The organism is uncultured Dokdonia sp. (genome assembly GCF_947492815.1).
In the GTDB taxonomy this organism is placed as follows: domain Bacteria; phylum Bacteroidota; class Bacteroidia; order Flavobacteriales; family Flavobacteriaceae; genus Dokdonia.
The window spans coordinates 25,746-48,125 of the sequence record NZ_CANLOB010000034.1 but is presented as its reverse complement, the minus strand read 5'-3'; the positions used below and the strand labels follow the sequence as shown (position 1 = coordinate 48,125).

19 protein-coding genes are annotated in these 22,380 nt (G+C 31.9%); 8 read left to right on the top strand and 11 right to left on the bottom strand.

Features of this window, described 5'->3' with window-relative positions; translation table 11 throughout:
* Positions 1 to 492: 492 nt before the first annotated feature.
* The 3 genes from Q1A01_RS21395 to Q1A01_RS21385 form a co-directional block, all read right to left on the bottom strand.
* Positions 493 to 921 carry a DUF4268 domain-containing protein gene (locus tag Q1A01_RS21395; protein WP_299684953.1) on the bottom strand — a complete coding sequence of 143 codons (429 nt, stop codon included), beginning with the start codon at positions 919 to 921 and terminating at the stop codon, positions 493 to 495.
* Between the two features lie 68 nt (positions 922 to 989).
* Positions 990 to 1,979 carry a hypothetical protein gene (locus Q1A01_RS21390; protein ID WP_299684951.1) on the bottom strand — a complete coding sequence of 330 codons (990 nt, stop codon included), beginning with the start codon at positions 1,977 to 1,979 and terminating at the stop codon, positions 990 to 992.
* A gap of 101 nt (positions 1,980 to 2,080) precedes the next feature.
* A complete protein-coding gene (locus Q1A01_RS21385; RefSeq protein ID WP_299684949.1) occupies positions 2,081 to 2,749 on the bottom strand; it encodes a ZIP family metal transporter in 669 nt (222 codons plus the stop codon).
* 54 nt (positions 2,750 to 2,803) lie between these two features.
* Between Q1A01_RS21385 and Q1A01_RS21380 the strand changes: the two genes are divergently transcribed.
* The gene (locus Q1A01_RS21380; protein WP_299684947.1) at positions 2,804 to 3,973 is read left to right on the top strand and encodes a THUMP domain-containing protein; all 1,170 of its coding nucleotides are present in this window, start codon (positions 2,804 to 2,806) and stop codon (positions 3,971 to 3,973) included.
* A 24-nt stretch (positions 3,974 to 3,997) separates the two neighbouring features.
* Positions 3,998 to 4,846, top strand: coding sequence for an FkbM family methyltransferase (locus tag Q1A01_RS21375; protein WP_299684945.1), 849 nt, complete (start codon positions 3,998 to 4,000; stop codon positions 4,844 to 4,846).
* Positions 4,847 to 4,950: 104 nt separating this feature from the next.
* Here Q1A01_RS21375 and Q1A01_RS21370 read toward each other — a convergent pair whose 3' ends face one another.
* From Q1A01_RS21370 to Q1A01_RS21345, 6 genes are all read right to left on the bottom strand, one after another.
* Positions 4,951 to 5,628 carry a DUF6048 family protein gene (locus tag Q1A01_RS21370; RefSeq protein ID WP_299684943.1) on the bottom strand — a complete coding sequence of 226 codons (678 nt, stop codon included), beginning with the start codon at positions 5,626 to 5,628 and terminating at the stop codon, positions 4,951 to 4,953.
* 16 nt (positions 5,629 to 5,644) lie between these two features.
* The gene (locus Q1A01_RS21365; protein WP_299684941.1) at positions 5,645 to 6,145 is read right to left on the bottom strand and encodes a DUF6452 family protein; all 501 of its coding nucleotides are present in this window, start codon (positions 6,143 to 6,145) and stop codon (positions 5,645 to 5,647) included.
* Between the two features lie 3 nt (positions 6,146 to 6,148).
* Complete coding sequence (rlmD, locus tag Q1A01_RS21360) at positions 6,149 to 7,561, bottom strand: 23S rRNA (uracil(1939)-C(5))-methyltransferase RlmD (RefSeq protein ID WP_299684939.1); 1,413 nt, start codon at positions 7,559 to 7,561, stop codon at positions 6,149 to 6,151.
* Positions 7,562 to 7,625: 64 nt separating this feature from the next.
* Positions 7,626 to 7,766 carry a hypothetical protein gene (locus Q1A01_RS21355; protein WP_299684937.1) on the bottom strand — a complete coding sequence of 47 codons (141 nt, stop codon included), beginning with the start codon at positions 7,764 to 7,766 and terminating at the stop codon, positions 7,626 to 7,628.
* A gap of 150 nt (positions 7,767 to 7,916) precedes the next feature.
* Complete coding sequence (locus tag Q1A01_RS21350; RefSeq protein WP_299684935.1) at positions 7,917 to 8,156, bottom strand: hypothetical protein; 240 nt, start codon at positions 8,154 to 8,156, stop codon at positions 7,917 to 7,919.
* Between the two features lie 120 nt (positions 8,157 to 8,276).
* On the bottom strand, positions 8,277 to 9,968 hold the full coding sequence (locus tag Q1A01_RS21345; protein WP_299684933.1) for a helix-turn-helix domain-containing protein: 1,692 nt from the start codon (positions 9,966 to 9,968) through the stop codon (positions 8,277 to 8,279).
* A 374-nt stretch (positions 9,969 to 10,342) separates the two neighbouring features.
* Here Q1A01_RS21345 and Q1A01_RS21340 point away from each other — a divergent pair, with 374 nt between their 5' ends.
* On the top strand, positions 10,343 to 14,302 hold the full coding sequence (locus Q1A01_RS21340; protein ID WP_299684931.1) for a T9SS type A sorting domain-containing protein: 3,960 nt from the start codon (positions 10,343 to 10,345) through the stop codon (positions 14,300 to 14,302).
* Between the two features lie 203 nt (positions 14,303 to 14,505).
* Here Q1A01_RS21340 and Q1A01_RS21335 read toward each other — a convergent pair whose 3' ends face one another.
* On the bottom strand, positions 14,506 to 14,736 hold the full coding sequence (locus Q1A01_RS21335) for a hypothetical protein (protein WP_299684929.1): 231 nt from the start codon (positions 14,734 to 14,736) through the stop codon (positions 14,506 to 14,508).
* A gap of 103 nt (positions 14,737 to 14,839) precedes the next feature.
* Positions 14,840 to 16,528 carry an AraC family transcriptional regulator gene (locus Q1A01_RS21330; RefSeq protein WP_299684927.1) on the bottom strand — a complete coding sequence of 563 codons (1,689 nt, stop codon included), beginning with the start codon at positions 16,526 to 16,528 and terminating at the stop codon, positions 14,840 to 14,842.
* A gap of 526 nt (positions 16,529 to 17,054) precedes the next feature.
* Between Q1A01_RS21330 and Q1A01_RS21325 the strand changes: the two genes are divergently transcribed.
* The 5 genes from Q1A01_RS21325 to rocD all read left to right on the top strand — a co-directional run bounded on the left by Q1A01_RS21325 (position 17,055) and on the right by rocD (position 22,206).
* Positions 17,055 to 17,276 (top strand): hypothetical protein, encoded by a 222-nt coding sequence (locus Q1A01_RS21325; RefSeq protein ID WP_299684925.1) that lies wholly within the window; start codon positions 17,055 to 17,057, stop codon positions 17,274 to 17,276.
* An 88-nt stretch (positions 17,277 to 17,364) separates the two neighbouring features.
* Positions 17,365 to 19,611: a T9SS type A sorting domain-containing protein gene (locus Q1A01_RS21320; RefSeq protein ID WP_299684923.1), complete on the top strand. Its 2,247-nt coding sequence runs from the start codon at positions 17,365 to 17,367 to the stop codon at positions 19,609 to 19,611.
* A gap of 240 nt (positions 19,612 to 19,851) precedes the next feature.
* On the top strand, positions 19,852 to 20,409 hold the full coding sequence (locus tag Q1A01_RS21315; RefSeq protein ID WP_299684921.1) for an RNA polymerase sigma factor: 558 nt from the start codon (positions 19,852 to 19,854) through the stop codon (positions 20,407 to 20,409).
* A complete protein-coding gene (locus Q1A01_RS21310) occupies positions 20,406 to 20,792 on the top strand; it encodes a DUF6768 family protein (protein WP_299684919.1) in 387 nt (128 codons plus the stop codon). The genes Q1A01_RS21315 and Q1A01_RS21310 overlap by 4 nt, the downstream gene beginning before the upstream one ends.
* Positions 20,793 to 20,925: 133 nt before the next feature.
* On the top strand, positions 20,926 to 22,206 hold the full coding sequence (gene rocD, locus Q1A01_RS21305; RefSeq protein ID WP_299684917.1) for an ornithine--oxo-acid transaminase: 1,281 nt from the start codon (positions 20,926 to 20,928) through the stop codon (positions 22,204 to 22,206).
* Positions 22,207 to 22,380 lie beyond the last annotated feature (174 nt).

Sequence of the window (22,380 nt, the reverse complement as noted above, 5' to 3'; positions counted from 1 at the left end):
TTTATGAAGGAGAGTGCTACATCGAGTGGAGCGTAGAGACATCGCTTTTTTAAGGTCTAATACAATTATGTGTTAGATCTTTTTTTATACTGTAAACTTAAAGCAAAACGATAAAGATCATCTTGGTCTTAACATCTCATTTCATTTTACAAGAGATACATGCTAATTGTTTTTTCGCGAAAGCGAGAAAAGGAAGAATATCTCTATAACTTATTAGAGATATAGTATAAATAACTTAACTAAAAAATCCTGACTATTTATAGCCAGGATTTTGAGGTTACATGTCTTTTAATGTTTCTTTTTAGGGGCAGATTGTCTAATTACCTACTTACTTTATGTTTCATTAAAATAAGAATGTATAGTATATAAACAAGATAAGAGTAAAAACTCCTACCTTTTATGTAGTACGATATATGATTTTTTTATTGAAAGAACCTAATTTGCTTTTCGCGTAAGCAAAAAATAAAGAATAAGTGTTAGAGAATTTTTTATTTAAGAAGTAATATAATCTTTGTATTCGATATAAAAATGCTCCAGTTTATCCATGTAAGTATTAAAAAAATCAAATACTACTGGCCATGTATTTTTATTGTGAATATTAACTCCTTCTAATTGAAGATAACAACGAGAAATGGATTTGCCGCTAGGAAGTAAATAATGTTCTTCAAATTTAAGGTCTGAAGATACTTCTTCTTTAAGAATGTTTTTGAGACTTAAGAGTTTGTCAAAATAATATGTTCTGTAAATTTCATCGTTAGAGGTGCAATCTATGGCTACGATTGCTTTTTTTGTGTCAAAATCAAACTTTAGGCTCACATCTTTAATACCTGTATGATACAAAAGCCATTTTCTAGGATATCGTTTATCAAAAAATATCCAAAACTGTTGTCGTATTTCTTTTGATTGCTCTTTACTAAACATGGTATAAAAATAATGAGGATTCACAACTTATGAATCCTCATTTGTATTATTATGAACTATACTCTAATTTATAAAGCTGTAGTAGTACCAGTTCTTCCATTCCAAGACCAAGTTCCTGATGTAGCAGCACTACAATCATTATTTATGTATGTTTCAGGTAGATCTGCACCTAGAGGATTGGTTACTGATGAAGTATAGTTAAAGTTCCAAGTAGCTTCTATACCATTGATCATAGAAGTTTGCCCTCCTGCGCTTAGAACATCTGCAACATCACCTAAAGGAAAAGGTGCAGTTACAATAATATCTGCGATCACAGGTTCTGTAGTTGGTATATCTACACCTACTGGTGTGCAACCTGCAGCAGCATTTGTATCAAAATCATCTGCTTCATTTATCACAAAAGGATCTGTAGAACCTGCATGACTTATAGACATGGTTACAACCTCTTGAGACACTGCATTTCCACTAACAGAAAAACCTGATATCGTTGTTGTAAAAGGAGTACTTGTAATTGTGGCAGGATTTGCAATTAAATCCCAATTTCCAAAAAATGTAGCATCCATGTCATCTACGTATGTTCCCATAAAAACTAAAGGATCTGACCCTTGTGTACTTTTAACAAGTGTAATATATGCTTCTGTATTTACACTATTGATAAACACGTTAGATGCTTGTGGATTTGTATAATCTTCAAAATTGATATCGAAACTTCCTGCTTCTCCTTCAAAATAAATAATTTCGGCACTTCTAGATTGAGGAACTCCTTTAAATTTTAAAGTCTCTCCGTTTACAAGCTCAATAAGTGCTGAATACCTAGTATCCATGCCAGCGTTAATGTATATTTTACCGTGTAAATCTGAATTTTGATAATGACCAAATACACCTACATATTTTCCTTGCGCTGAATCGTCAAATTCTGTTGCAGCAACATGCGTTACTAAGTTTGCGATCTCTGGAATACTTTCGTCTATGGTTACTGTTTGATTGTCTTCGTTGTCAGTACTACAACTTATAATAAGTAGGATAGCAAATACTGCTATAAATAATTTTTTCCCCATTGTAATTGTTTTTTTAGTGAGGGTCTAAAATTAGATGATAAATTATACTTAACAAAATTTTAGCTTCGTTATTACAGCGCTTATTAGTAAGAAAATCCTGTTTATAGATAATACGCAATAATAAACCCTAAAATGATAACTGCTAGTTTTGAGGCGTTAAATTGATGGTTTTTGGAGCTTTCAAAAAGTATTGTAGTTGAGACATGAAGAAGTACTCCTATAACAAAAGCATTGATAGATGTTTTATAAGATTCTAAAATAAAAGCTTGTTGGTTAATATAGCTACCTAAAGGGGTCATTAAAGCAAAAACTATTATGAACATAATAGATTTCCATAACTTTATTTTAGAAGCAAGTAGGAATGAAGAAATAATAATAGCAATAGGTAATTTATGAACTACAATTCCATATAACATATGGTCATTTTCAGAAACAGGGAACCCTTCTATAAGGGCATGTATGGATAAACTTATAAAGAGTAACCAAGGAAAATTATCCCTATTCGTTTGATGAGTATGTCCATGTTCAGCTCCTTTGGAGCTAAACTCTAATAGGATTTGCATGAGTAATCCCGCGACTATAAAAATCCCTATTTCATTATCTTGATTACTATAAACTTCAGGCAACGATTCAAAAATAATTGTAGATAATAAAAAGGCACCACTAAAGGATAGTAATATGCTGATTTTACTGCCAATAGACGGTTTCAGCACTAGCGCAATTAAAAATCCAGCTATAACAGCAAAAAGAGGTAATAAGATTGCAGTCAAAGGTTATTTGTTTTGTAAGGTTGTGTGGGTAAAATTAATGTATTTTTGTGGTATATGAGTGGACGAAACCAAAACTTTAGGATGGTAGCCAAAACATTTTATGGCTTCGAAAAAATCTTGGCAAATGAATTACGCAATCTAGGTGCTGGAAATGTAGAAGTAGGTGTGCGTAATGTTTCTTTTGAAGGGGATAAGGGTTTTATGTATAAGGCAAATCTTTGTTGTCGTACAGCTATTAAAATTTTGAAACCTATAGCAGAATTCCGAGCTATGAACGAAGATGAACTATACCGTCGCGTTCAAAAAATGAATCTGCGTTCTTTTATGAATGTCAAAACTACGTTTGCTATTAATGCGACCGTGAGTGGTGATATATTTACACACTCACAATATGTGTCTTTTAAGGTAAAAGATGCCATTGTAGATAAATTTAGAAAAGAAGAAGATGTACGACCAGATGTAGATACAAAACATCCAGATGTGCGTCTTAATGTACATATACAAGGATATTGGTGTACCATCTCTCTAGATAGTAGTGGTGCTTCTTTGCATCATAGAGGGTATAGAACGTCAACTAATATTGCTCCTATTAATGAAGCACTTGCTGCAGGATTAATATTGATGAGTGGATGGGAAGGACAGAGTGATTTACTAGACCCTATGTGTGGTAGTGGAACAATGCTTATAGAAGCAGCAATGATTGCAGCAAATGTACCTGCTAACTTGAATAGAAAAGAATTTGCCTTTGAAAAATGGGACGATTGGGATCCAGATTTATATGATCTTATTGAAGAATCTGCACTTAAAAAAGTAAAAGATTTTAAATATAAAATTATAGGGTACGATAAAGCGCCTTCAGTGATAAGTAAAGCAAGAGATAATGTTAAAAATGCACAGCTACAAGATTTTATAACCATTAAAGAGCAAAACTTCTTTGATTCTAAAAAAGAAGGAAATGACTTTTTGCAATTGGTGTTTAATCCTCCTTATGGAGAACGATTACCTATTGCCATGGAAGCTTTTTATGCAGAAATTGGAGATACACTCAAATCTAGTTATCCAGGATCACATGCATGGTTTATTACCTCTAATATGGAAGCTTTAAAGCATGTGGGATTACGGCCAAGTCGAAAAATTAAGTTATATAATGGTAGCTTAGAGAGTAGATTTGTAAAATATGAAATGTACGAAGGAAGCCGAAAAGCAAAACACCAACAATCATAAATACGATTTTATCTGTACTTAGATATGAGAAAAATAAAGGTTAAGAAGCGTCAGTTTAAAATAAAACTTCGAAAAAAAGTATTAGGAGATCATGCAAAAGGTGTTATTTATGATACTGAAAATGGAATGATACTAGCACCTATAGATGATTATACAATAGGGCGTTATCTTGGTTTTAAAGGAGGATGGAATATTTCAGAGATTAAAGAACTATTAACCTATATTCATAAGGATGATACAGTATATGTATTAGGAACTCATATTGGAACACTCTTGGTTCCTATAGGAAAACAGTGTAAAACGATTGTTGGATATGAGGCAAACCCAGATACCTTTGGATATGTCTCTAAAAATGTATTGATAAATGATTTAGAGAATGCAACGCTTTTTAATTTTGCCGTAGGAGATGCCGAAAAGAAAATTTCTTTCTATAAGAATACATTGAATAGTGGGGGGAGTAAGATAAAACCTTTAAAGGATAGTTATTTGTATTCTCATGATAATCCAGATACGGTAGAGGTAGCTATGATTCGTTTAGATGATCATATTCAAAAAGAAAACTTACCGAAACCAGATCATATTATTGTTGATATAGAAGGAGCTGAATACTTTGCATTGCAAGGAATGCAAGATATTTTGACAGACGTTAAGATGCTATACATTGAATATGTACCACATCATCTTAAAAATGTATCAGGAGCGACTAATAAAGAATTTGTAGACCTTATTCTTCCTCATTTTGATAAGGTTCGATTTGTGGGACAGAAAAAGGAAATAGACTTACACACTTCTAAAGAAGCGTTTCTTTCTTTTCTCGATTCATTATATACTAGTGAAACAGCAGACGACCTATTATTTACGAAAGAAAAATAAGTCATAGGTTTTAACCCTGCGTTCTCCCTTTTGGTTGTGAGCCTATCTGTCGGAAGGCAGGTCTCGCAAGCTAGATTTCGCGAAAGCGGACCCAAAACACATTCTTATTTTTTGAAAATAGGAATAAGATAAGATAGTGTATATCCATAACCAACACCAAACTTACTGGCGTCTGTAGTTTTTCCAAATCCAGGAATGTATACATTTTCAAATCCATCAGGCTCTGTCTCAGTAATTCTATTTTTAACCTGAAGATTGATTCCTAAATAGAAATTACTGAATAATTCTGTTTGAATACCTAATTGAAATTCTAACCAAGTAGCATTTAAGCCATCAAACTCTCTAGTTTCTGTGCGTATATCTTCTTCAAAGAAAGTATTGGATGTAGAAATTATATACGTATTTAAATCTTGAGTAAATGTTGAAAAACCAGCACGAACTCCTGCATAAATAAGGTTGTTCATGCCAAACCAATTATTATAAGCATTATAGTTAAATCCAGCTTTTATATAAGAACCAGAAGAGGTTACATCTATATTAGAAAACTCATCTACTGTAAATGTTTCATTTCCTAATTCTACAGCTATATAATAACGATTGCTCACTCTAAAGTCTCCTACAATTTCAAGACCAGTATACTGATCATCTAGAAAGCTGCGTACAGGTTTTGAAAGGTCAATTCCTACGCGCAATCCATAATACTGAACATTTTGTGATGTGGTCTCTTTACTGTCTGTTTCTGTAGTTTCTTCATTCTCTTGAGCACTAAGTATTGTACTCATAAAAATGATAGATAGACTAATGAAAAATTTGAATATGTGCTGAAGTCTCATCTTCTACAGTTGTGTTAATTATTCGTACTTCTTCTATCCAAAAATTATCCTCTTGCGAGCTAGGGGTTGCATCTAATGCATCATAGGTAATTCTAAATCCACATGCTTTACTTATATACTCTTCAATACGTACATAATTTAAGTTTACGCCATCTATATTTTCAGCAGTTTCTTCACTTTCATCACCTGTATTTAATACAAAAAGCAAATCAGTTACATCTACATTAGTTCTCAAAGGAATAGAAATTGTAGCGCTATTAAATGGAGAGCCATCTAGGGTATCACCATTTACTTCTATAATAGATAAATCTACAGGTGTTTTAGGTTCTGTTGGATTTTCTATATCAAAAAAATCGATGACTAATAATGGAGTGACAGGTGTCACTTCTGCGCATATGTCATCTCTTTCGCAAGAGGATATTAATAACGCACTTATTAGTAGTCCTATGGATACTTTAAATTTCATGTATTATCTTTTTTCTAGTAATACAACGTTTTCTACGTGATGTGTCTGCGGAAACATATCTACAGGTTGCACTTTGGTTACTTTGTATGTTTCATCTAGTAACGCAAGATCACGTGCTTGTGTTGCACTATTGCAACTTACGTAAACTACTTTTTGTGGCGCAATGTTTAAGATTTGTTTAACCACATCTGCATGCATACCATCTCTTGGAGGGTCTGTAATAATTATGTCTGGTATTCCGTGAGTGGCTATAAATTGTTCATTAAAGACTTTTTTCATGTCGCCTACAAAAAACTCAGCATTTGTAATATTATTACGTTCTGCATTTTCTTTGGCAGCTTCAATCGCATCTGGTACTGCTTCTACACCAATTACTTTCTTTGCCTTTTTTGCAACAAATTGTGCAATAGTACCTGTACCAGTATATAAATCATATACAAGCTCATTTCCAGTCAATCCGGCAAAATCTCTTGTAATTTTATAAAGTTCGTAGGCTTGAGCAGAATTAGTTTGATAAAAAGACTTAGCGTTTATTTTAAATTGTAAGCCTTCCATTTCTTCAAAAATATGATCTCTTCCGTGGTAACAAATTACTTCTTGATCATAAATAGTATCATTCCCTTTCGAATTTATAACATACAGAAGTGATGTGATTTCTGGGAATTCATTTTTTAAATAATCGAGTAGGAGGATACGGTTTTTTACATCTTCTTTATAAAATTGAACTAGTACCATGAGTTCTCCAGTAGAGGAGGTACGTATCATTAAGGTACGTAATAAGCCTTCTTGATTACGAGCATTGTAGAACGGCATGTTGTGTTGAGATGCAAATACTTTTATGCCATTACGTATGGCATTACTAGGATCTTGTTGTAAATGACATTTTTCAATATCTAGAATTTTATCCCACATCCCAGCAATATGAAACCCTAATGCATTTCGATCTTCTATAACTTCGTCGCTTTTGATTTGTTCTAGCGTAAGCCATTTACTATCAGAAAAACCAAATTCCATCTTATTACGATAAAAGTATTGAGTAGCACTACCTGCTATAGGGGTTACTTCTGGAAGTTCTATTTTGCCTAAACGCGTCAGATTATTTACAACTTCTTGTTGTTTATATTCTAATTGGTATGTATAGTCCATGTGTTGCCACTTGCAACCGCCACATACCTCAAAATGTTGGCACTGTGGTTGGGTACGCTTTCGCGAAAGCGTATGAATATGCGTAGCCGTTCCTTCATAGTAAGATTTACGTTTTTTTGTAGTCTGCACATCTACGACATCGCCAGGTACAGCATTATTAATAAAAACGACTTTTCCGTCGGGTGCATGTGCGATAGCTTTGCCTTTTGCTCCTGCATCGGTTACTTCAAGTTCGGTAAAAACTTTGCGGTTTTGTTTTCTTCTAGACATCACACAAAAATAGCCTGTTTTTATGAAATAGGCTATATGATTTTAGTATGCTGTTTTAAAAAAGTTAAAATTCATCGGCACATGGAATGGAAGAATTCTTTGTGTCAACTACAGACTGATTTGCATTTCCTCCAAAAACTTTATCCTGAGCTAAATTAGCTACTGTAAACTTTTCTAACGGTAATTTTGTTTTTTCTTTTTTCATTGTTTGATGTTATTCATTTCTTAATGTAATATCTTAAAAAAAGCGTTCTTTTAAATTTGATAATAAGTTTTAGATTTTTAAAATTTTTCTCTGTTATCTATATGAAAAAGATTACCTCATATTTTAGTCAATCTTATATAGGTATCAAGATTAACAAGTTCCATACGTTGTAACTTCTTCATTGGTACATATAAAAGTAGAATCTTGTGGATCTTTCGTAGTAGGAGGGTCAGATTGTGGCTCAGTTTGAGATTGTGGTTGACACCCGAGTGAGTAATGATTAATAGTATTATGACCTGATCTACTTCCACCTATGATCAATGAATAACTTGTTGTTAATTTTGCAATCTTAAATGTATCCAAGGCTAATTTTTTTCTTTGTTTTTTCATAAGTATCTATTGTTATTATTTATATAGTAAACATACATTTTAATCTTAAACATAAAGGGAAATATTGAAGGGTAGTTGTCGATATTTTAAAACAAAGACTATTAATGTATTGATAATTAGCTACTTGTTTTCTTTTACTTTATCTAGTTGCTTTATGAAGAATGAAGGGTATATTTTGTATTTCTTATAAAAATATTTAGAAAAAGATTCTGGATTATTAAAACCTGATTCATGGGCAATACTTTTGATAGTATACTTTCTGAACATTTTATCGTTTCTTAATCTTTCCAATGCATAATCCAAGCGAATATTACGTAAATACACATTAAAACTTTCGTTTTTTAAATACTTAAAAGCTTTTGAGAAATAAGGACCATTCGTACCTATGGTCTTTGCTAATTTTGTAGAATTTATAGTTTTGTCAAGAAATTGTTTTTCTTTCTCGAATAGTTCAAGACAATCTTTAACTTTTGTAAAAACCTCTTCAGGAATAGCAGGTTTTTCATTATTCGTGGTAGACTGAATTTGTGTGGTTTGAGGTGTGGTTTCTACTACTAATTGTTTGAAACGTTTTTTGTATTTATTCTTTTGGACTAATTGTAAGATTAGAATAATAGTAACTATAAGGACTAATAGAACACTTATTCTAATTATTATCATATACCCTTTACTGATTTTCTGATTTGCATTTTCCACAGCAAAAGGAATATCAAAATCTTTTTTGATGTCTTTATCAATATTTTTATAATGGGTATTAAATATGCTATCGAATGATATAATTTTATTAGCATATTCTAATGCCTTTTCAGAATTTTCATTTTTCTTATAATATTCTTTTAGATAATGGAATCCTTGTATAGTTTCAGGTAGTATAGCTACTGAATTACCTATTGTCGTATCTACTTGATGAAAACTCTCTATGGCTTTTGTGTAATTGTTATTATTTAAGTGCGCCAGTCCAATATGATAGTAAGCCAGTGAAATAATTACTTTTTGATCAATGCTTGTTGTTGCATTTACATTGTGTAAGTAAGTAATAGCCTTTTGTATTTTTGATATTGTAGATGGAGTATATACTTTATTTAATTCTAATATCCCTTCTAATAACAAGAAGCGGTAATAAAAATCATCGTTTTTTTCTTTATTTTCTTGAATTCCTATTTTAGTATACGTTAGTGCTGAGTCTATATGATTTAGTTTTCTGTGTGCATTAGATAGTACTAACAGTGTCCGATTATAGTTATATAGATATTTTTCTTTGTAATTTTTTTCTTGCGCTATTTTATAAGATTTCTTTAAAATATCTAATGCCTCTTCATTCTGTTCTATGCGTAATTTTATATTGGCTATTTGTAAGTTTAATGAAAATTTAAGGTACTCCTTTTTTTTATTTTTGAGATAACTTAATGATTTTAAGTAATTAGTAAGTGCTTTATCATAATGAAATTGATTGTAATAAAAATTTCCTTTATCATGATATGCTATAGCTATAAAATTCTTATCTAAAAGGCTTTTTTCTAATGCTAAAATGGAATCATATAAATCAATTCTATTTTTGTACTTACCTCCTGATATTTTTCTATAATAATAACCTCTAGCTAAATTATTTGTGTCTTTTAATTTTTTTGCTTTCAAAAAAAAGGCATCTGTATAGTTTACAACTTTTATAGAATCTTGCGCATGCTCATTGATACGAACCTTTAATTCTTCAAAACTTAATTTTATCAGATCTTCTTGAAATTCTTGTTGCGCTTTTATGGAAAAAGTAAAAATGAGGATACTTATAATAGAATAGGCTATTCTTTTATTCATGTGAGTAGGACTTAATGCTATAAATATAAAATAACTCTTAGAATCTCATTCTAGGATTAACATAAATAATTACCCTAAGACTACTAACTCCTATAAATCTCTCTGATTGAGACGATTTTGAGCTTGCTAATACTCTTTTATTCTCAAAGAGAACAGCACTCTATGTTTTCAAATCTAGAGTCTTTATTTTCAAATATCGAGATACTTGTCTTGTAAGCCTTCTGTAAAAAGTAAATATTTGAGCTGTTCTGAACAACATAATTCTTTTTTGAAATTTCGAAAAGTGCAGTGTTACTTAAACTTATGAAATAAAGTCGCGGTTACCGAAAAGCGAATGAGTAAGTATTTAATAAGTTAATTCATAAATATATAAAATGAAAAAAATAATATTATTACTGATATTAATTGCTTTTAGCAGGAGTTCTAAAGCTCAAAATTTTGAATGGGTTAAAACAATGGGGAGTGTAACTTCTGGAAATGGATGGCTTGGTCATGATCAAGCAAATGCTATTGCGACTGATTCAAATGGGAATGTTTATACAACAGGCTTTTTTTCTGGCACAGCTGATTTTGATACAGGGGCTGGTACAACGAATTTGACGGCTAATGGAACTATTAGAAAGGACGTGTTTATTCAAAAAATGAATTCTTCAGGAGATTTAATTTGGGCAAAAAGTATTGGAGCAGAAGGAGATGATGAAGGTTTCGGAATAACCATAGATCCTTTTGGAAATGTGATTGTAGTTGGATCATTTAGAGGTACAGTTGATTTTGATCCTGGTATCGGAGTTCATTACGAAACTTTTCAAACCGTTTTTTATGATAATAGTAATACTCTAACTAATACATTTGTATTAAAGTTAGATACAAATGGTGATTTTCTTTGGGTAAAGACAATGACTAGTGTTCGTGGAAAAGATGTTACTACAGATTCTTCTGGAAATATTTATACGTTAGGTGATTTTAAAGGTACTGTAGATCTCAATCCAGATACTAATCCAATGGCAGTCGATAATTTCTCTGATTCTTCTACAATCCCTTTTTCACCTTTTTTTAGTCAATTTATACAGAAATTAGACACTAATGGTAATTATCTTTGGGCAGTTAGTAGTCAAGGGACTGGTGGACAAACGACAAATGATATAGAAATAAATAGTTTAGGTAATATTGTTGCCACAGGTAGATTTCATGGAGAAGTTGATCTTGATCCCCATATAGTGAATACTGCTATTTTTAACTCTCCTATTTTACAATCAGGATTACCAGGAACTATATCATATGCGCCTATTGCATTTGTACAAGTGTTAAGTTCGACAGGAAGTTTTATTTCAGCAAAACAGATGGAATCACATACATCTTCAACGGGAATAATAGGAACTAGTGGTGGAATTGATCTTAGTATTGATGATATGGATAACATATACATTGTTGGACATTTTACAGGCGAAATTGATTTCGACCCAAATGTAACTCAAAGTATTATAGATGGCATAGGAGCTACTAATATTTTTATACAAAAATTAGACTCATTTGGTAATCTGATATGGGTTAAGCAAATAGATTTTGGCGCATATGCGTTAGGTGATGAGAGTTGGAGAATATCCTGTCACTTAGGAGGGGTTTATATTGTTGGCCCAACTGCAGGTACTGTGGATTTTAATCCAGACCCTAATCCAGGAGCAACACATATAATAACAGCAAATGCACTTTTTACTCTAAAGTTAGACAGCATAGGTGATTTTTTATGGGTGAATAATATAATAGATACTCCTTATGTTAGAGGAAGTACTACGGATAATACAGGAGGTATTTACACAACAGGTTCTTTTTCAGGAACCGTTGACTTTGATCATGGTGCAACATTTGCTATCGAAACAGAATTTGGAGGGCAGGACATATTTGTCCATAAACTATCCGCTTCCATAGAACCAGTAGTGGCCACCCAGCCAATAATACATCTTTGCACAACAGATGCGCCATTTAATTTAGGGACAACTTATGGAACAACAACACAAAGTTTACCAGTAAATAATGTTTTTTGGACAAATAACTACTTTACACCTATAGATTCATATGTCTCAGGAGGAATAAGTACAAATGGATCTTTTACGGCACTACCCAATGGAGTTATAACAAATACTTTTACAAATAGTGTTGGGACATTTACAGGGTATAATTTTGACCCAAGTGCAGCCGGTACAGGAAGTCATATTGTTGAATATTCCTATACCGATCCATTAACAGGAATAGTTAGTACTGCACAAATGGAAATTATTGTCGAAGCGTCTCCAGCTATTATTGCTTCTAATCTCGTGATTGATTTGTGTGACTATTCTGGACCTGTTCCAATTAATGTAGGGACTACTATTGGCGCAAATTGTCAAATAATAAGTCCTTATGTTAATCCACAAAATCAATTTGATGCATTGAATGCCGGTGTAGGTATACATACGATAGAAATCACTTGCGAAAATCAAGCGGGTTGTTCAACGACCATTACCAGAACAATTACAGTTCAGCAGAATGATGGGTGGCATAACACAACATCAAATGCAGTTGCATCTGGTGATCAGGGAGATACTGGAAATGATATTTATACAGATAAATACGGTTATGTATATTCAACGGGGTCATTCTTTAAAGAAACAACATTCAGAGACGCTTTTGGAAATTCAATAGGTTTAGTGACAACAACTCCACAAGATGAGAAATTCTATGCAGTCTGTTATAATGAATGTGGTGAATTACAATGGGTGATTTATGACGAATTTCAGGGGATAAATCATAATAGCAAAGGATTTGGAATTGTGAAGAATGATGATGAATTATTTGTTGGAGTAAACTATACACCAGAAGCTAGGTTTAAAACAGTATATCCAAATTTGACATCTTTTACCTTTGGAACAAATGCTAATGGTTTTGCTACCGCAATAGGCAATGTTTGTCTTTTAGCAATTGATGGACCTAACACTGGTACTTTTGGTCATGTGAATGCAATTGATAATACATTAATAAGGAGAGAAGGAAGAGCTTTGTATTCGTCACCTTCGGGAGATAAAGAGGTATACGTTTGTGGTCGTTCAGATTTGAACAATAATTTTAGGCCTGAAGTCTTTTTCTCAAAAACAAAGTACTCCCCAAGTATGGATCAGTTTTTTTCACTTTGGAGTCGCCAGTCTTTAAATGAAAGTGAGCATCATGTTGCAAATGATATTGTACTTCATCCAAGTAATGGATTATTAATGATTACGGGTAGTTTTTCTAGTGACTTTAGTTTATTAAGTCCTTCAGGAACGACTGTCGGTTTTTCTACTCCAGCACTTAAAGATGGTTTTTTTACAACCGTAAATTCAGATGGTTATGTAAGTGGATTTGGGGTAAGAAAATTTGGAATAGGACAAGGACAACAAGCAGAAGGGACCACAATAACTCGTAATGCTGATTATTTTTATATTGGAGGGAATTATCAAGGAGAAACAGCTTCGCCATTTTCATTTGGATCAGGATCAGCTACTTCTTATGCTAATTCTTCTTTTACGAATGGATTTATTTTTTCTTATAAATGGGCTGGTGGTATCGTTAAATTTGAGAATATATGGAATACAAATTCCAGAGTTGCTATTACAGGAATTGATGCATATGATACAAATGTAGCACTTATAGGATCCTATGGAAATGGAAATGTTGAAACTTCATTAGGGACTATAGGTAATAATCCTACAACAACCAGTAATCAGGTATTTATTGGTCGAATAGATATTACAAATGGAAATTGGTATGCTCCTAATTTAGTCAATACAACATTGAATCAAAATGATGGACATCATAGACCCACGCGAATAAGTGTTGGTGAAAACGGATATGGATACATTACAGGGGATTATATTGGAAGGTTGTCTTACTTATATGGTTCTCCTGCAAGTGGTGATTTAGGCGCTACAGGATCAAGCGCTTTTGTTTCCAATGCCTTTTTTATACGTCACGAATTAAGTTCAAATGAATTAAAATTTACAGAAAATAATAAAGGAGAGGAGCTAGTTCAAAAACAAGTGTTCAATACTACTGATGAAATACTAAATGTGATTGATATACCTGAATCATTTTCAGTAAAAGCATATCCCAATCCTACAAAAGATGTACTTACTATAACCACTAATACTCTTCAAGAGGTGGTTGATATAAGCATTTTCAGTGCGCTTGGAAAAGTAATGTACTCGTCACGAGTAGCGAATAATCAGTTTGATGTTGATATGTCAACCTATGATAAAGGAGTTTATTTTTTGAGAGTTGATTCGAAAGATAAAACGGAAGTCTTAAAAATCATTAAAATATAATTTAGGATCAACTTTAGAACAAATTCTATTCTCCATATGAATAGTATTTTAGTATGTATATGAAACCCCTTCCTAGTTTTTAGGAAGGGGTTCATGTAACCTTAAAAATTTAAATTTTCTATATACGCTTTCGCGAAAGCGTATGTGTTATTTTTAATCTCTTCCCCATTGAAGTTATTAAATACTTATAAATTATTTGATTTTTAATGACTACCACATCCTAATCCTTGAGTTTGGCATTCGTCAGATATACCTACTAGACCACATTCTAGAGATGAATTACTTTGAGGCGAACAAGTCTCAGTGTCACAACGATTTGTTCCGCATAGATCTGTAGGTTCTGTAGTTCCTCCTCCGAAAATAAGATGTTTGTTAATTGTTAATCTAGCGATGTTAAATTTTTCAAGCGCTAATTTTTTTTTCTTTTGTTTCATATTACTTTTAGTTTATAAATTATATCATAAACTTAAAGTATATTTTCTGATTTACAGCTACTTAAAAGCACTTGCTTCTCGTTATTTCGTAATACAGACTTAATTATTTTTGTTTTTCTAGTGATTTGATAAAATAAGAAGGATAAATTCCATATTTCTTGTAAAAAAACTTAGAAAAAGATTCAGGATTACTAAAACCAGACTCATCTGCAATGGTTCTAATAGTATATTTTCGGAAAGTTTTATCAACTCTTAGCCTCTCTAATGCATATGTAAGACGAAGGTTTCTTAAGTAAACATTAAAACTTTCGTTATTTAAATAATTAAATGCTTTTGAAAAATAAGGTCTATTTGTTCCTATGAGTTCTGCCATTTTCTCAGCATTTATAGTGTGATCTAAATAATCTTCACCCTTTTCAAACAGTTCTAGGTATTCTTTGGTTTTTGTAATAATTTTATCTGGAATGGCTGGCTTTTCTTTGGAGTTCTTAATTTTAGGTGTTTTAGGGATACCTTGTTCTTGAAGAAGTTTAAAACGCTTTTTGTATTTGTTTTTTTGAACAAGAGAGTATGTTAAAAAAAGAAGGGTGACACCCATTAGAATAGATAAAAGAATAAGTGTGATTTTTGTTTTTTGATTCTGACTATCAAGAGTTTCTATCGTTTTTTTATGATTATCTAATAAAATAGGAAGTTCATATTTATTTCTTATAGTACTATTTATTGACTTGTAATTAATATCAAGAATACTATCAAAAACATAGATTTTTTTTAAATATTTTAATTCGTTTTTATAACTGTCTTTTTCTTTATAGTGTTTCTTTAAATATTTATATCCCTCTAAAGTCTCTGGTAGAATAGAAGCAGGATTCCTTACAAGAGAATCTACTTTTAGAAAATAAGATGTCGCTAATTCTTTATTGTTATGCTCTAAGTGTGACTTTCCAATATAATAATATGCTAAAGATTTATATTGTTTATAATCAATATGGTTCATATAGTCTAAAACCGTATCCATTTTAGGAGTTATTTCTTTAGTATAATTACTATTTAACTCATTAATGGCTTGTAATAATAAAAAGTAATAATAATAATTATTTTTGTCTCTACTTAAGCTATTGTTTGCCTGAATCCCTAATTCTATATAGGTGTTTGAGGAGTCTATTTGATGTGATTTTCTATATGCATTAGCTAAATTGAAAAGTATCCTATTATAGATGATAGGTTTTTTATTTTTATAATTTAGAGCTTCTGCTTTTTTCCAGTACTTTTTTAATGAATCAAGCGCTTCTTGATTTTCTTCTATTCTAATTTTTAACTCTGAAATAGCTAGATTTATATCAAAAGAGAGGTTTTTTTTATTTGGACCTATATTATAATTACTTGAACTTATATAACTGTCAAGCGCTTTGTCATATTGATTCATATAAAAATAATAGTACCCTTTTTGAAGATGGGCTTTCGCTGGAAAGTTATCCTTTTTAAGAGTAGGTGCTAAAGCTATAATAGAGTCATATAAATCTACTCTTTCATTTTTTTTATCGAGAATAGCTCTATAATAATACCCTTTTGCTATTTGACTTGTATCTTTTTGTTTCTGTGCTTTATTAAAATATGCATTTGCATATCGTGTAGCTTGGAAAGAGTCTAATTCCTTATAATATTGTTCAAACCTTGAGTATAGTGTGTTATAATCAAGTTTATCTAATTGCTCATAATATTCTTGCTGCGCTTTTACTGAGAAACCAAAAATTAATGTACAGATAACAGTAAGAACTATTCTTTTGATCATATAGCTAGGATTTAATTTTATATAGATGGTATCTCTAATGCCTTGTTAGTTAGTTTTTTTAATAGTTAGTAATACTATTATACAATTTGTTTTAGCGCTACTTTGTTATAAACACACCATTAAAATACTGCTCTTAATTTACAAAATCTAGACTCTATATTACGTAATGGAGAGACACTTGTTTTGTCAGTTCAGTAAGAATATTAAATCTTTGTAATGTTCAAAGCAATAGATCTTTTTTTTAAGCTTCAAGATCATTGTGTTTTGATATTCAATAAAACTCGCTATTACTAAAATGCGAGTACATCAATACTATTTTAAAATAGTTCTTAGAGATAGAAAAGTCGACTTTCTTTCCTTATCGTAATCATTTTATTTCAGATAGTTATTGATAGCGTGATGTGAAATTCATAATCAAAAATAATTAAAAAGTTAAAGAGGAGATACCCTTCTCTTTATAGATGATATAAAGGCTTTATAAATGGTCTTTGGCAATCTATAATTATTAATCTAAAATTACTTTAACATGAAAAAATTAAAAAAATTAGAAAAATTTATTTTAAGCGAATCGCAGTGTAAATTAATCGCTGGCGGTGCAAACGAGTATTATTGCTGGACGTCTGGAGATTTTACATATTATTCAGACACTGATGATACTGGAAACGCTAGTGAGAGTGGACGGCCTATTAATTGTAGTCCAGTAGCTGTTGTATCTAATATTGTAGAAGAGGACGCTATAGGGGTTTAATAGGTAAGATTATTAAGTTCAGATATGGATAGGTGGAATCCGAAAAGCCTCATTACAAATAGAGTAGGAGCAAATAACAATTATAATTATGAAAAAATATTATTTATATATAATCGTCCTTTTGTGGGGGATTTTTACAATGCAAGCACAAACAATTACTCTTGATATTGGTTGTGTTCAAGGAGACGTAGGAGATGTTGTCTTAGTTCCTGTGACAGCGAGTAGCAGTCCAGGGATTACGAATTTGTTAACTATGCAAGGGACCATTAAATTTTCAAATACTACAGGTCTTTCATTTTTGAATTTAACATCAAGTGAGTATACAATGATGTCTGGTTTTTTTAGTGAGATATCTAATGGTGTAATAACTTTTTCTATTAATGACCCATCTTTTTTGATGATAATAGATACTAACACTACACTTTTTGAAATTGAAGTTGAGGTATTGGAAGAAGGGTGTACAGATATAAGTATTAATGATGATGTTACCGTTGTAGAGTTTGTTGATACTACTGTAAATGAGATAGAAAATGTAGATTATACCAATACTGGTAAAGTCTGTACAGATTGTATTCCGACACCTGAAGTAATAACAGCTAATAATGATGATATTACAAATTCATTAACGTATACATTACCTTGCTACCAAAATACCGTAGCAATAACTACAACCAATCTAACAAATGTGTCTTATTTTAGTCCAGAATTGGGAAGTTCAAGTACAGGTATTTATACGTTGCCTAGTAATAACATCTTACAGAGTTTTTCAATTGAAATTACTGGAAAAGATAGTTGTGGTGATGATTATTTAGAAACTGTAATAGTTACAGTAGAATCTCTTATACCTACAGTGATAACGGCAAACGGTGATGATATTACTGATTCATTGGTCTATACTCTAGCTTGTAATGAAGATACAGTAGATCTATCTACTACTCATCTAACGAATGTATTCTATTCTAGTCCAGAATTGGGGGATTCAAATACAGGTAATTATATCATACCTGCAGATAGTAACTTAGATACATTTCTAGTATACATCACAGGTGTAGATACTTGCGGTGATTTTTTTGAGGAGAAAATAGAAATTCAGACAGGAGCAAGTGCATCATACATTACAAATGTTGAATTGCTTAATGGAGGATATTCAAACCCAACTGGAAGTTCACCAGGGAATTATGGAGATTATACAAATACGTGTATTCCTTATTTTGATTCCAGTACAGGGTTGATCAATGTGACGACTACTGCTGCAGATTTATTTATGTCAGTATATGTAGATTCTGTTTTTTTATTCAACACATTTACTAATAATGGAGGAACTCTAATAAATCTTCAAGGAGTAAATATAGTAGGAGGCGAAGTGATTAGAATCATAGTAAGTGAAAATCCAATCACAGACCTTAATGATATACCTACATGTGGAGAAGTAGAAGATTATATTTTATGTTTACCTGCTGAAGAGTGTGCATTAGACGCGCTCACCTCTATAAGTTCTTGTAGTGACAATGGTACACCCCTAGATCCAACAGACGATTTTTATAATATCACATTAGATGTGTTTAATACACAAGGACAACCTTGGACAGTCGTTAATAGTAACGGATTAACTATCTATTTCGGATATGGAGATGAAAATAATGTAGATCTTGGTAATTACTTCGTACTTAATGGATCAGAAGGATTTCAAATACGATATGGAGATAATTGCTTTTTTGATTTTGGAGTAGTAGCCCCAACATCTTGTAATTTTTCTTGTAATATAAGTGCACAAGTTGCTACTGGTGATTGTAATGATAATGGCACACCTCTTGATCCTAGTGATGATTATTATTTTATGACCGTAGATGTTCTAGGAACTAATGGGGTTTCTTGGGATTTAGTTGGATATGCAGGAAGTCAGCAAATATCATATTCAGGTACAGGTAATGTAACTAACATACAACTTGGTCCAATTAATGCAAACGATCCTTCTTGGGTGATGTACATTTCTCCAACTGGGTTGACTGATCCGAATTGTAGAAGGTATGAGACTACTATTTTTGCTCCTAAGTGTTCAAATGAAAGTGATCGTCCTAAAGATAGAGTATCTATTACACCAAATCCAAATCAAGGAATGATGGATGTTGAGGTTGCTATACATAATGATTCTGTTATTGAATTAGATATTTATAGGATGAATGGCACCTTAGTAAAGACTATTAAAAATGGAAAAACTAATAAAGGAATTTTAAACTTTGGTTTAGAAGTAGATCTGCCTTCTGGTTTATATCTATTTAGCTTTAAAACAAATGAAGGTATCATAACGAAACGAGTTATTATAGATCGTAAATAAGATCTCGTATAGTATTAAAAAAAAACCTTCCTAAGTAATTAGGAAGGTTTTTCTATTCTATAACTTATGATAGTATTGTGTCTATACGCTTTCGCGAAAGCAAACTTGCGAGATTCACGACCAAAATGGAGAGCATAGCGTTAAAGCGTATATTTTAATATTCTTACCTTAACTGTATATATAACGTTTTTTAAAAATGAACCTTTTTCAAAACGAGTCGTCTATAGTATAGAAAGTGATATGAAACCATTTAAAAAAATAGACGATGCTTGGTTTGTAGTCCAATATTGTAAAGGACATAAAAGCGCGATGGCTGTACTTGTAAAGAGATGGCACAGAAAATTCTGCATACAAGCTTATAATTATTCGAATGATTTTGATATAGCCAAAGATATCACACAAGATGCATGGATAACAATATTAAAAAATATCGATACTCTAGAATGTCCTGATAAATTTGGAAGTTGGGGATTAGCGATCGTTACTAAAAAATCGATTGATTGGTATCGAAAAAGTAAAAGAATTCAAGATAAGAAGCAGGGGATTGCCTCAAAAGAAAATACATCTACAGTAGAAGAAACAGATATTGCAGAAAATCTACTCGTTAAAGAAAAACTTAAACGGGCTATCACATCACTTTCTAAAGAGCAACAACATGTGTTAAGGTTATTTTATATAGAATCTTATGGTTTAGTTGAAATAAGCGAGATTCTACAACTATCAAAAGGGACCGTAAAATCAAGACTTTATTACGCAAGAGAAAAATTAAAAACACTATTAAAAGAGCAGAAATCATGAGAAAAGAATATGAAGAAATAGACGTATTAATAAAAGAAGCGTTGACAGAAGAAGAAACAAAATTTTATGACAGCTTAGATGAACAGAATGTTTTCCAAATGCTAGGAGGTGTCTTTGATGGAAAAAACAAATGGATCATTATTATGATGAATATTGTGAGCTTTATTGCCATGGTTTTTTTTGTGTATTGTACCGTTCAGTTTTTTAATACAGATGTAACTAATGAATTAATTAAATGGGCAGTTGGCGGTACATTTTGTATGCTAATAGTATCTATGCTTAAAGTGTTTATCTGGATGCAAATGGATAAGAATAGTATTATAAGGGAGTTAAAACGATTAGAATTGCAAGTTTCAACACTCTCTTCAAAATTACACGAATGATTTTTTTAAGCACTTAATTTTATTAAATTGCAAACTCTAAGGATGATTTCTCTCCTACGCTGAATTTTCGAGCTTTCGAAAGGATAAAGGTACAGCAGGAATTGCGTTTTTTTAATTTTAAATTTTTTAGATTATGGCAACAGTTAATCAACTATCGTCACAAGAGGCAATTGCATTAGAAGACAAATATGGAGCACACAACTACCACCCACTTCCAGTCGTATTAAGTAGAGGAGAAGGGGTACACGTATGGGACGCAGAAGGAAAAAAGTATTATGACTTTTTATCTGCTTATTCTGCAGTAAATCAAGGGCATTGTCACCCTCGTATTGTAGATGCAATGACAGCACAAGCAAAAACACTTACCCTTACATCACGTGCATTTTATAATGATACATTAGGTCCTTATGAAAAGTATGTAACTGAATATTTCGGTTTCGATAAGGTACTTCCTATGAATACAGGAGCAGAGGCTGTAGAAACAGCTATTAAGCTTGCAAGAAAATGGGCATATGAAAAGAAAGGAGTGGCAGAACATGAAGCTCAAATCATTGTATGTTCTAATAATTTTCACGGGCGTACCACAACAATTATATCTTTTTCTAACGATGAAGATGCACGTAAAAACTTTGGCCCTTATACTCCTGGGTTTATTAAAATTGAATATAATGATGTAAATGCATTAGAAGAAGCATTAACTTCTAGTAAAACAATTGCTGGATTTTTAGTAGAACCTATTCAAGGAGAAGCTGGTGTTTACACTCCTGAAGATGATTATATGCGTAAGGCAAAAGCATTATGTAATGAGCATAATGTATTATTTATTGCCGATGAGATTCAAACAGGTATTGCACGTACAGGAGCCTTACTTGCTGTTTGTGGAAATTGTACCTGCGCAGGACATTGTGAGCAACAAGAAACCTATGCAAGACCAGATATTTTGATTTTAGGAAAAGCTCTTTCAGGAGGTGCATATCCAGTATCTGCAGTACTAGCAAATGATACGATCATGGAAGTGATTAAGCCAGGACAACACGGAAGTACTTTTGGTGGAAACCCTATCGCTGGCGCAGTAGCAACAGAAGCATTGGAAGTCGTAAAAGACGAACATCTTGCTCAAAATGCTAGAGTTCTTGGAAATCTTTTTAGAGAAAAAATGAATGAGTATATAAAAACAAGTACTATCGTAAACCTCGTAAGAGGAAGAGGATTACTCAATGCTATACTTATAAATGATACAGAAGATAGCTCTACTGCTTGGGATATATGTATGTCATTACGTGATAACGGATTATTAGCAAAACCTACACATGGAAATATTATCCGTTTTGCACCACCATTAGTAATGAATGAAGAACAATTACTAGATTGTGTTGCGATCATTACAAAAACATTAAAAGCATTTGAGAAGTAAATACTTTTCAGTTAATAAAGTCAAGATAACTTGAATTGTAATAACCGTCTGCATTAGATATGTAGGCGGTTTTTTTACGCTTTCGCGAAAGCGTATAATAGAAGCATTTAAGAATGTAGTATTAGTTATAAAACCAAATGAGAAAAGTGCTCATAAGGTATCTTGCTGAGAATT